Below are 11,047 nucleotides of genomic sequence, written 5' to 3' on the forward strand. Positions count from 1 at the left end.
CGCTTTTACCAACAAGGTATGCGGGCTGCAACCCTGATTCGGTCTATCTCCTAGGCCTCTTTGTCACCCCCCCAGCAAGTTTAAACAGTCTTCCATCCGTCGATCGCTCCTAATAGCCCACGAAGAGAGATAAAAAAATTTAACTCTGCATACCCAATTGTTTAAGGCGATTTTGCCTTAGACATTTGCCTGAGATAGCAATTCGAGATAGCAAAATTTGCTGATTGTTTAAGTTAAAATGAACTATAAATTAAACTGAATGACATACCGATTAGCATCCAAAAATTAACTGTTTTAGTTAATTTTAATTTAACTTATTTAGGACTTGTTAATGATTTTTTGTAAATATCTTAACACCAATGCTTATTGTTAATAAAAACTCATTGGTGACGGTGCAGGTGCCGATTTAGGGAACTTTGGACGTGAATTTAAAATATTAATTAACCGGGGTTGCACAATTTGAGGCATTGTGGGGAGTAGGGTTAGGCGTCTCGCCTGCTCTGAAAATACACGCCTTCTGGCTCATGGGTTGCTCGCAAAAAAACTTAAATTATCACGCTATTATGCAACCCCCATTAACAGCTCATACGATATCTTTTACTCTACAAAAACTAACCTACCAGGCAGCATATAAAATCCCCTCGCGCAGAAGCTGGGGAGGGGAAATGGTGAATAAAATTATTGGTTTTAAATTATCGATGTGTAGATCTCTTTTTGCAGTATCAAGAGGTATCGATCAAGCGAAGGACCCATGTTGGTCAGTCGCTAAGATAATTTCCCGGTGGGAAACCGAGAAATTATCAACTAAATCAACCTTTTTTCTGCTGGCGTTGGAGCTTTGTTTTCCAATTGGCGATATCCTTCTGAGCCGGCTGATAACTCTTAGTACCCGACGGCACCAGCGAAGCAGCTTCAACTGCCTCTTTCAGCTTTCCTTGAGAGCCGCGCAACTGAGCAATTTTGAGAATACTTTCGCTCCACTCTCCAATTAACTGTTGAGCTTCTGCATACTTCGGCTGACCGGGTTCAATTTTATTAGCTTGCTGGATGCCTTTACTGTAAGAAGAGGCAACCCCCCGCTTAATTTGACCCTTAGCAGCCGATAGCAAAGCAGCATTGACATCCTGGTCTTTGGATAGCTCCTCCCACTGAGCGATCGCCTCTTTCGACTGATTGTAAACAGGCTTATTGACATCCGGCATCAATTTAGCCGCGCCGATCGCCCCCTGGAAATCGCCTCGAGCAGCCCGCCCGTTAGCTATATCCAAAATTGTCAAACTCCAGCGCTCAATATCCTGCTGAGCCTGCGGGTAGAGCGGATCGCTAGCCGGAATCGTTCGAGCCTTAACCACTGCTTTATTAAAACTAGAAGCCGAACCATCCTTGAGGAAAGTTTTCGCCTCAGCCCACACCTGCTGGCTGGATGGTGGCTGCTTAGTTCCACTCCCTGCTTGCACCGCCCGCGGCTGGTTCTGTGACCCCCCAGTACCAGTCAATTGTTGAGATCCAGAGTTTTGGGCATTTTTAGCAGGCGATCGAGGATCTCCTTCCTGCTGACCAATAAAAATTGATTTGTTCGTCACAAAAACACCCAACAGCAGCACCAAAGCCGTAGCTGAACTCCACAAAACTAGCTGCTGCAAAAATGACTTATCCGACCCCCCGTTATGCTCATCCTCCGGCTTTTGCAAGTTCGGTCGATCGCCCCCCCGATCGGCAGGGGCCACAGCATTTGGCTGCGACACAGGCGGCATCTCAACCGGCGAATCCTCAGCATTGCGAACTGCCGGAGGCAGATCCATTGGAGCCGTAGCCGTCGCCATTTGCGGGCGATCGAACCCATCAGCCGTACCAACCATCATATTGCCGTTGCGTCCGGCCAACGCAGCAGTTGGTACCCCTGAAGCATCCGGCAAAATCACCAAATTAGCCTTTCCGGGAGGATGCACCACCATCAAAGGTTCTTGTTTCGGACGCAAATGGTGGTCACACAGCTCCGGCAGTCGATCGCTCAAAAAACGGTCTAAACCCTTAATCGTCATGCACTGTCCCGATCGCAGCCCCTCCAAAAGCGCCGTCGTAAAAAACCCCTGACGCAAAGCCGAAGTTTCCCGCGAAACTTGATTCGGGCGGCAAGAAAGCACCGTTGGGATTTCCAGTTCCCGCGCCCGATCGACAGTTTGAGAGCCGATCGTTTCCCCCGCTTTCACAATCTGGCTGCGGTTCATATCAACCAGCACCAACACCGTTTCCGTAGGAGCGTTTTTCAGAGTATTCAACAGCAACTCTACCGGAATCCCCGTCCCCTGAATGTCAGCCGGATTACCGTCAACCGGCATCAAATAATCCTTACCTTCATAGCTAACACCATAGCCGCTAAAAAAACACCAGAGTAAATCTCCCTGTTGCACATGTTCGGCGCAGAGGGTTTGGGTCAATCTCAGAATATTTTCCCGATTTGGATATGTAGATTGACCCCACAGCGACGGCGAGCTATCGGTCATCAGCAGACATCCATCCGGCGCAAAACCCGCCTCCTCAGTCAAAAAACCGTACAGAGCCTCTGCATCCTCTTGGGCGTAACTCAAAGGCTGGAGTAACTGATATTGATTGATGCCTATTGCAATACAAGCGTGATTTTTCATCCCCATATGCCCTATATATATAGTGGACAGCTTGCACAAAACGATAACACATAGCCGTTTAAGGTTATACCCACTTTCGCCAGCACTCACAGAGCAGTTGTCCGAAGGCCGAACTCCCAACAAGCCCCCAAATTTAGCATCCTAGAATTTTTAATTTTTATATGGTCGTACAAAATTCTCCCCTGTGCCTGCCTTTAGAAAAATAAAGTTAAATTGGATACATAGGCCCGTCTATTTGACTCTAATTTTCACCAAACTACACCAAAAAGGAATAACCCGCCCATGGTCTCTACCGCCAAAAAAGAAATCTCCCCCCACAGCGAATCGCTCCTGAAGCAAAAGCATCCTAAAACTCACAGCCACTATAGGTTTCAGGACTTTTTTGCCTTCGATCGCCAGATGGGTACAATTGACGACTGGAATGAGTCGCGCAACATTTTTACCAGCGAAGACTTCATTATCGGTTTGGTGGAGGGGCTCGAAGAAGAAGTAGGCCCCGCGTCCTCTGTCATCATGTATACTATTGGTTGCCAGTGGGGACTCCAAGATTCTGAATTTTTTCAAAAATGGTTTAGTGCCGAATTTGACCAAAACATTCGCCAGTCAAATCTCATGTTTCTGCTAGAAACTTGGTGGTGGCCTTTCACGGCTCAAGGTTGGGGTCGCTGGGAAGTGGACATGAGCGATCGCAAACACGGCTGCATCTTCATCAACCTTTTTGACTCAGCAGTTGCTCGCACATTGGGCGACGTAGGCAAACCGGTTTGTCACCTATACGCCGGTTTGTTCGCCGGTTTCTTCGGCTCTTTAGTCAAAAAGCCTCTGAGCTGCATAGAACTCCAATGTTACTCAATGGGAGAAACCTATTGCAAGTTCCTCCTTGGCAACCCTGATAAAATTGATGCAGCAGCATTCTGGCTCAACGAAGGTGCCAACGCCCGCGATATTCAAAATCGACTGCAACACGGTGAAATATTGCGATAAACAACTTGGAAAGGCACATCCCCTGCCCTGCCTTTCCTCCCACCAATTTCGCGATGAAAGTGCGATGGTGGATTTCTCCAGGCAGGAAGAAAGATGAAAAGTCAAACTTCATGGTTGGACCAATCAGTCCAAGAATTCTTTGGTCACTATAATTGGCTGGGAAAATCTTTAGAAACCCCAAATGGCTCGACCCCCGGTCAACTTCTGAGTTTAACCCAGCCAGTAGCAGACTTTTTTCAAGCTATTTCTTGGGAAGGAATTCCGGAAGTAGGTGCCCTACCCCTACCACCACCCTTGCCAGTAATTTCTATTACTGAACAAGCAGAAGTCACCATTGATGACCTATTCGACCTGTTTTAGTCTGTGTAGGGAATAGAAAATGAAAAATAGAGCAATCCCTCATTCATCTTCCCTCACCCCTGTTTTCTCATCCTTCAAAATCCATTAGTTAAATCCGTTAAATCCCGTACATTGCTCGTGACCTAACTTCCTTCCTTTTATCAATTACCGATTACCACTTAATTAAAATCATGCACCCTGAGATTGAGGCGCTGCTGGATCAGGCAGAAAACCGCTTTTTAAAAGGCGAAGAACTCCTAGCTTTTAAGCGTCAAGCTGTAACCCTTGTTCAGCGCTTAAAAATTTACGAATTTTTGCGAGAGAAGGAAGCAAGCATCTTCCAACCAGTAGCCAACCAACTACAAGAAACATTCCCCGACGAAAAACAAGAAACCTTAGAACGATCGCTCAAACATTGGGTGTTAGTCTTGCGGTACTGCGCTATGGCTATGCTGCTGAACGATCAAAATTTTCTCGAACAGCGCCTTGTAGACTGGCTTTCCGGCATAGTCGCAGCCCACCAAACTCAAAAAATCGAAGCAACTGTTTGCAATCTGCTGCAAACTCGTTTAAAAGAATTGCTTTCCGAGCAAGCCCGGGCTATATTGCAACCATTTTTTGACCAAGCACAGTCAATTATTATTGATCAAGGTAATAAATAATCAGCTTTCTTCCCAATTTCCAATTCCCGATTCCCAATTCCCAATTCCCAATTCCCGATGATTAATATTGCCGACTTACTCAAACAGCCCCGACTCCCTGGAAACTACTTTGCCAGCGATGCCTACGTCCGAGGCGACCTCGAACTCGGCCTCCTCGAAAACCGCCGGGGTGATCGGCTCTTAGCACTCCCAGAAACACTGATTCAAGCCATTTATATCGGCTTAGAACAAGAAACAGGTCAAGCCTCCCGCCTCGTGCTTTTCAACTGCGGTCGCTGGTGGGGTAAAAACTTCTACGTGCGTTTTTGCGAAGAAGTCAGCGAATACTACGGTCAGCCCGTTTCTGAAATGGAAATGGTAGAATTTCTTCAGTCCTTACAGCAGTGTTGGAAAACTCATGGATGGGGAACATTTGATCTTGACCCCAGCTATTCAGAACATGGATTTTTAATAGTAAAAATTGCTAACTCTCTTTTTGCTAAAACAGCCCCCAACTCTAAGCGACCAGCCTGTTTTTTAGAAGCAGGTATTTTAAGTTCGTTCTTTAGTCAGCTTACGGGTCGAGAACTTCACTGCCTGCAAACATCCTGCGAATCATTGGGTTCGGACTGCAACCGCTTTATTTTAGGGCTGCGCGATCGCCTCCAACATGCAGATTCTATGGTCGAAGAAGGAAAAGACCATGAAGCTATTATCATTCAACTTTTCCAAAAAAACTGACTTATTTGACAGCTATTACTTTGTTGCTAATAGCTGTCAAATCGATTTTTTGGTATCCATATTATCCACCTTATCATCAAAACTGTGAGTTAAATTATCAAAAAGCTCCTCAGTCAAACAATTAGGTTTTAGCAATTTAAATAAAACCTGATTATAACTAGCAGCAATAAAATTCATAACTTACTCTAGAAATTACTAAAATTTAAAAGCAATCAAAACCTCAAATATTTTGCTATAACTTAATGGACGCCAATGAACTTCTAACTCGATATGCAGCCGGCGAAAGAGATTTTAGACTGGCAAATCTGCGCGGCATTGTGTTGAGTCCGATCGATTTATACCGTTCCAGCGATGCCCCAACTCTAATTTTGGCAAACCTCAACCAACACCAGCAACGACCCTACTTAATCGGTGCTAACCTCAGCGGGGCAGACCTCACCAAAGCCCATCTGAGCCGAGCCAATCTCAGCAAAGCGGACCTCAGCGGAGCCAATCTCACCGGCGCCAACCTCATGGCAGCCAGTCTGAGTGGAGCCAATCTCATCGGAGCCAATCTCACCGGCGCCAACCTAGCCGGAGCTCATCTGAATTGGGCAAACCTGACCGGAGCAATTCTTCCCACTGCTAATCTCATAGGTGCAGATATGAGCGCCGCTAACCTCACCAAAGCCGTTCTCACTCAGGCCAATCTCAGTAAAGCCTATCTGATTAAATCCAATCTCAACGGAGCAAACTTCAAAGATGCTTACTTAAGTCTAGCGAGTCTGAAAGAGGCAGACTTGACCGAAGCACAGCTCACCGGAGCCGAATTATCCAAAGCCAACCTAGCCGGAGCCAACTTAACCCGTGCTAACCTCAGCCAAGCCAACCTGTTAAAAGCTAATCTCAGGCGATCTAACCTCACTCAAGCCTATTTAAACGGCGCGTGCTTGAGCGGATCAGACCTTAGCGAAGCTTGCTTGGATAGAGCCAATTTGTGCAAAGCAGACCTCAGCAAAACCTATCTGAGAAACATTACTTTGAATGGCAGCCACTTAAGCGGTATTAACCTCAGCGGGGCAGATCTCGGCGGTGTAGACTTGAGCCGCAAACTTTTAACGGGAATTAATATGGCAGAGGCATTGTTGAATGAAGCCAACTTGAGCGGTGCTTATCTAATCGAAGCTAACTTGAGCGGGGCCAACCTCAGCAAAGCCAACTTGAGTCTAGCCTACCTGATCAGTGCCGACCTGTCTAATTCTTGCCTGCATGAAATTAACTTGACCAAAGCTAACCTGAGTAAAGCCAACTTGCAGAAAGCTGACTTGACAGGAGCCAACCTCCGGGGAGCGATTCTCACTGAGGCGGATTTGACGGGTGCGAAGTTGATTGGAGCCACTCTTCCTAACGGCACAGTTTATCGGCGTTAACTGGTCAACCCCCTTGATTATTTGCCGAGTAATGTGCGGTTAATGTCCAGAATCGGAAAAAATAGGTTCCTTTCTTCCACCGTGAGATATTGCTTGAGGACCTTTTTCATCACATCGTAGGTCACGGTCGCAGTATTTCTAACTTGAACAGCGCCTAAAATAGTTTGCAACCAAAGTAGTAGCCGATCGCGCAACCGTTCAGTATCATTAATCAACAGTGCTGCCGCCGAATGCCTCAACACCCGCACAATATCTCCACGGCACTTTTCAGTCATATCGTTAGCCCCCCGCCTAAATAAACTAGGGTCTAGAGACAGCATTTGTGCTTCCACTTGCCGCATAATTTCTGTTTCAGAGGCTTGAATTTTTTTATAAGCACTCATCCGGTGATTCAAAGACTGAAAGTAGTCTTTCAAAAATTGGAGTTCTTCGGCACTGGCGTAACGTCCGTCTGTTTCCGTGCTCAAACGCGCAAGTTGGCTCAACATAGATTCTTCTCTACTACTAAAATACAAACATATCAGTTTTAAGCTTCTTTAGTCCGAACTAAATACTGTCCTACTTGAAAGCGGGTTTCATTAAGCTGTGTAACGATCGAACGAGTAATTAACTTTCCTGATTCTACAACTACTTTACCCGTAATTGGGTGTAATAAATCTTGCTGGGCCCGACGGCCGATCAGAGCTTCGACATTTTCAATAGCATTAATGTACATCCCCGCAGGCAACTGTACAACCACACCCTCGCCCATAATTTGAGCCTGACAAGCCAGTCGCGAATTGGCTTTAGCTGTAGTAATGACTTCCAACGTCCTCCTCTCGCGGCGGTTCATGTCAGACAAGCCTTCCATGCCTTCTTTAATGTAAACGTGGCAGGTAGCGCACATTCCCCGCCCCCCGCATTCCTTGAGAACGTCTAAGTCTTTGGAAAGTAAGGCAGACAGGATATTTGATCGGGTTTCGACTGCCATTTCCTCCGCAATTGGATCTAGTTTAATAATTTTAACCATATTGATGTTTGCTCCTGTCAAGTTCAGTATTTAGCAAGTTACGATCAACTTATTCAAAGCGCAAAAAAATTTGGCTAACACTCAAAAAGGTTAAGATGCCTTGACGACAGCATCGGATTCTGGTTCTCTAACCCCTATGGCATAACCCCACTTCTGTTTTGGTCATATCGCTGTTCCCTCGCCCCGATTCCCCAGCTTAGCCTTAAAAAGCTAAAACCTTAGATACTTTCTGGATGGCATTGAAAAAACTGTAATAGTCGCGATCGACTAAAATAGCAGCCACAGGTAGTTCCAGATCAGGCACCCGAATCCGGCAAGATTGATAGTGATTCCGAAACTCAAGGATTTTAGTAGGTGCGACAGTGCGATCGCTCTCAAGGAGGCTGAGAATGAACCTGAGATAACATAGGCTGTACCTGGCGAGCGATTCAAAAATTTGAATTTTTGTCAGAATTATTTACATATTTTAATACTAGCTCAAGCTTTTTCTATAATTAGACCGATGCAACATTCTAAGTACCGCATTCTAGGGCTAGTCGGACAAGGACAATTTGGTCGAGTCTTTTGTGCCACCGTTCGAGAAGCTCCCGCCCAGGACTCCCGCCTCACCAGCCAACTGGTTGCTCTCAAAGAACTTAGTCATCAAAAAGCCCCAACTAGCGAATTCTTGCGAGAGCTGTGGTTTCTGATCACCTTGCAGCACCCGAACATTGTTACCTGCCGAGCTCTAGAACACACAGCTACAGGCAGGTACTTGGTTATGGACTACTGCGAGGGAGGAACCCTCCGCAACCTGCTCAAACAAGACCGCCCCTTGCGTCTACTCGAAGGTTTGCAGCTAGTCATGGAAGTTTTAGCAGGCTTAGACTACGCCCACCGCCGAGGCGTAGTTCACTGCGACATCAAACCCGAAAATATCCTCCTAACTTTAGGGGCCAAAGGTTGGTCGCCCCGGCTGTCTGACTTTGGCATCGCGCGTCGGCTGCCAGAAATTGGTACCACCCGCCTCCACCAAGAAATTTCTCCCGACGCTACCGTAGGTTCCCCCGCTTACATGGCCCCTGAGCGGTTTTACGGGCTTTTTTCCCCGATGTCAGATATATATGCAGTAGGAATTCTGCTGTTTGAATTGCTAATGGGCTACCGCCCTTTCGGGGGAACCCCCGGAGACTTGAGGTGGGCGCACCTGAATCAACGCTTGCAATTTCCCGACGCCATCCCCGAACCTTTGCAAGCAATAGTCAAAAAATCTTTAGAAAAGCTGCCAGCCCGCCGTTTTGCCAGTGCTTCCCAAATGGCTCAAGCTCTGCGCCTGATCATGTACGACCCCGCTGTCAGACAATTGGGCGACTGCATTATTCCCTGGGAAAATCCCACAACCAGTGGTGATAAAAGTCTGAAGTCGGAAACTGAGTCTTTACTGGAGGTTGAAGAGGAAAAAGCATCACAGTCGGCTATTAATTTACTTCGGACTGTGCGCTATTCACTTTCGCAGCCTAAGCCACTGATACTTCCTGCACCGTTGACCGCTTTAATTGCCACTGAAACGTATCTCTATGCTGCTGTAGGTACAGAGGTGAAGGTTTGGTCTCAGCCGGGAAAACAGCTAGTTACAGGAGAAATGTCTACTTCTATTTCATTAATGCCGGAAATTGTGCGCGGCATTTTACCTGTTTCCCACGGCTGCTGCGTTCTCACTCCGCAAAAACTTTACTGGCTCAACGATCGCTCTTGGGAACCTCAGTGCCTGCTGGATATGGGTTTGAGGCAAGGCCCAGATGCTTTAAAAGCTGCTATTGACTCTCACGGCAACTGGTTGACAGTAGCGGTTCCCGGCGAACTGCGTTTTTATTCTTTAGCGGGAAACAGCACGGCGGGCGATCGGGAAAAAGCCCTGAAGCTGATGGCTACTGTGCCGTTACCAGAACACTATTTACCAGAATTAATGTTTTTGGATCGGCGACACGTCTTAGCAGTTTGGCCGGACAACGAACCCAAAAATCCCCAAACTATTTTTAGAGTTTACACTCGCCGCGGCACGGCGGTGGGTTCTGTGCGGTTGTCTGCCAGCGTCGGACAGATCCTGTTGACACCTGAGCCTTATACTTTGCTGGGAATTCCCCAAGGTGGTAAAGCGGCGGTGCTGTTGATGAAATTGTGGCCGCTCAAGGTAGCGCGAATTCCCCTGGAAAGTTTGCCCGTGTCTGCTTGTGTGGCTAATTGGGGATGGGTATTGGCAGATGTTGGGGGCCAGATAGAAGTGTTAAACAGTCAAGGGATTCAAGTAGGGAATTTTAGCAGCCCCGGCTCACCCCGGGCGATCGCTCCCTGGGGGAATAGAGGTTTGGTGATTGCGGTCAATACTGAGGAAGAGAGTCACTTGCACTTTTTAGATGTAGATGTTGAGGAGACCAACTCGCGCTCGCTCATCAAGGGCTGATCACTGGGGTAACTGAAGGAGTTTGGGGGTGTAATTCAGGAGAGTGTATTTGCGGGCGATCGATTCCTGGGAGTTTGATCAGGGTTAGAGTACCGTGTCGTGTCAACTTCTGGATTTTGAATCAGAGGAATTGTTAAGGGCGATCGGCTCAATCTGAGACCCAAACCTCCCTCAGTAAAGTCCCAGAAATGCAGACACCACTTACATATATATGACTCATGCACCAGCCTGCTTCTGTCATCCTCACCCTGTGATCCAGCCTCACCCCTTACACTCTAACTTTGCCTTACCTATACTCCAAGTAAGCCCCATCATGTTGAACCACTGAGTCCTTATACCCATGCGCGGGAAATAGTCCGCCCCAAAGCCGTATTTAGGCCCAAAAAAAGACCCCATAGTTAAAAGAGGAGTCAGCCAGGGGATACCGGAGCAGGTCATAAGTGTCGAAACCCTTACTGTGTATAGGTTAAAAAAAACTCAAAAATATTTTCACAAAACGCTTGACAACTCTGGGTAGAGTTGATACATTAATAAAGCGCCAGAAGAGAAGCGGTTCAAACAACCGCGAACTAAAGGCAAAAAACTGAACCTAGAAAAAAGAATAGTTTGAAAGCTTAAAGCACTATTAACCTCGTCAAAAAAATCAAGATTGAGAGTAAAGGCGAGAGCTAATACTCAATATCGCAAACAACGAGAAAAAAGTCAAGGGAAAACAAGCCAGCTCTAGGGCTAGCGTAGAAAGAACTTGACGAGCCTTAAAAGAACAATCCAACACGGAGAGTTTGATCCTGGCTCAGGATGAACGCTGGCGGTCTGCTTAACACATGCAAGTCGAACGG

General features: G+C 46.8%; 9 protein-coding genes and 1 rRNA gene. 7 read left to right on the forward strand and 3 right to left on the reverse strand.

From position 1 onward, the window contains the following. Positions 1-809: 809 nt before the first annotated feature. Positions 810-2,651 carry a peptidase C14 gene (locus QUB24_RS32205; protein ID WP_333157606.1) on the reverse strand — a complete coding sequence of 614 codons (1,842 nt, stop codon included), beginning with the start codon at positions 2,649-2,651 and terminating at the stop codon, positions 810-812. A gap of 276 nt (positions 2,652-2,927) precedes the next feature. Here QUB24_RS32205 and QUB24_RS32210 point away from each other — a divergent pair, with 276 nt between their 5' ends. The 5 genes from QUB24_RS32210 (at position 2,928) to QUB24_RS32230 (ending at position 6,759) form a co-directional block, all read left to right on the forward strand. Beyond that, on the forward strand, positions 2,928-3,629 hold the full coding sequence (locus QUB24_RS32210; protein ID WP_333157607.1) for a V4R domain-containing protein: 702 nt from the start codon (positions 2,928-2,930) through the stop codon (positions 3,627-3,629). A gap of 93 nt (positions 3,630-3,722) precedes the next feature. Next, positions 3,723-3,989 carry a hypothetical protein gene (locus QUB24_RS32215; protein ID WP_333157608.1) on the forward strand — a complete coding sequence of 89 codons (267 nt, stop codon included), beginning with the start codon at positions 3,723-3,725 and terminating at the stop codon, positions 3,987-3,989. Between the two features lie 170 nt (positions 3,990-4,159). Beyond that, entirely contained in the window at positions 4,160-4,630 is a 471-nt protein-coding gene (locus QUB24_RS32220) for a phycobilisome protein (protein WP_333157609.1), read from the forward strand. 57 nt (positions 4,631-4,687) lie between these two features. Continuing rightward, on the forward strand, positions 4,688-5,350 hold the full coding sequence (locus QUB24_RS32225) for a V4R domain-containing protein (protein WP_333157610.1): 663 nt from the start codon (positions 4,688-4,690) through the stop codon (positions 5,348-5,350). Positions 5,351-5,592: 242 nt separating this feature from the next. Beyond that, a complete protein-coding gene (locus QUB24_RS32230; RefSeq protein WP_333157611.1) occupies positions 5,593-6,759 on the forward strand; it encodes a pentapeptide repeat-containing protein in 1,167 nt (388 codons plus the stop codon). A 17-nt stretch (positions 6,760-6,776) separates the two neighbouring features. Here QUB24_RS32230 and QUB24_RS32235 read toward each other — a convergent pair whose 3' ends face one another. Both QUB24_RS32235 and QUB24_RS32240 read right to left on the reverse strand, forming a co-directional pair. Further along, positions 6,777-7,247, reverse strand: a complete 471-nt coding sequence (locus QUB24_RS32235; RefSeq protein WP_333057690.1) for a phycobilisome protein — start codon at positions 7,245-7,247, stop codon at positions 6,777-6,779. 38 nt (positions 7,248-7,285) lie between these two features. Beyond that, positions 7,286-7,768, reverse strand: a complete 483-nt coding sequence (locus tag QUB24_RS32240) for a 2Fe-2S iron-sulfur cluster-binding protein (RefSeq protein WP_172192644.1) — start codon at positions 7,766-7,768, stop codon at positions 7,286-7,288. 502 nt (positions 7,769-8,270) lie between these two features. Here QUB24_RS32240 and QUB24_RS32245 point away from each other — a divergent pair. Both QUB24_RS32245 and QUB24_RS32250 read left to right on the forward strand, forming a co-directional pair. Continuing rightward, on the forward strand, positions 8,271-10,208 hold the full coding sequence (locus QUB24_RS32245) for a serine/threonine-protein kinase (RefSeq protein WP_333157612.1): 1,938 nt from the start codon (positions 8,271-8,273) through the stop codon (positions 10,206-10,208). Positions 10,209-10,978: 770 nt separating this feature from the next. Continuing rightward, positions 10,979-11,047, forward strand: a 16S ribosomal RNA gene (locus QUB24_RS32250); the annotation flags it as partial.

Source organism: Microcoleus sp. B9-D4 (assembly GCF_036705105.1).
GTDB lineage: Bacteria > Cyanobacteriota > Cyanobacteriia > Cyanobacteriales > Microcoleaceae > Microcoleus.

What these genes read in the sequence shown, in the direction of transcription:
- QUB24_RS32205 (WP_333157606.1), bottom strand. Translation starts at nt 2,651, where the DNA reads ATGGGGATGAAAAATCACGCTTGTATTGCAATAGGCATCAATCAATAT.
- QUB24_RS32210 (WP_333157607.1), top strand. Translation starts at nt 2,928, where the DNA reads ATGGTCTCTACCGCCAAAAAAGAAATCTCCCCCCACAGCGAATCGCTC.
- QUB24_RS32215 (WP_333157608.1), top strand. Translation starts at nt 3,723, where the DNA reads ATGAAAAGTCAAACTTCATGGTTGGACCAATCAGTCCAAGAATTCTTT.
- QUB24_RS32220 (WP_333157609.1), top strand. Translation starts at nt 4,160, where the DNA reads ATGCACCCTGAGATTGAGGCGCTGCTGGATCAGGCAGAAAACCGCTTT.
- QUB24_RS32225 (WP_333157610.1), top strand. Translation starts at nt 4,688, where the DNA reads ATGATTAATATTGCCGACTTACTCAAACAGCCCCGACTCCCTGGAAAC.
- QUB24_RS32230 (WP_333157611.1), top strand. Translation starts at nt 5,593, where the DNA reads ATGGACGCCAATGAACTTCTAACTCGATATGCAGCCGGCGAAAGAGAT.
- QUB24_RS32235 (WP_333057690.1), bottom strand. Translation starts at nt 7,247, where the DNA reads ATGTTGAGCCAACTTGCGCGTTTGAGCACGGAAACAGACGGACGTTAC.
- QUB24_RS32240 (WP_172192644.1), bottom strand. Translation starts at nt 7,768, where the DNA reads ATGGTTAAAATTATTAAACTAGATCCAATTGCGGAGGAAATGGCAGTC.
- QUB24_RS32245 (WP_333157612.1), top strand. Translation starts at nt 8,271, where the DNA reads ATGCAACATTCTAAGTACCGCATTCTAGGGCTAGTCGGACAAGGACAA.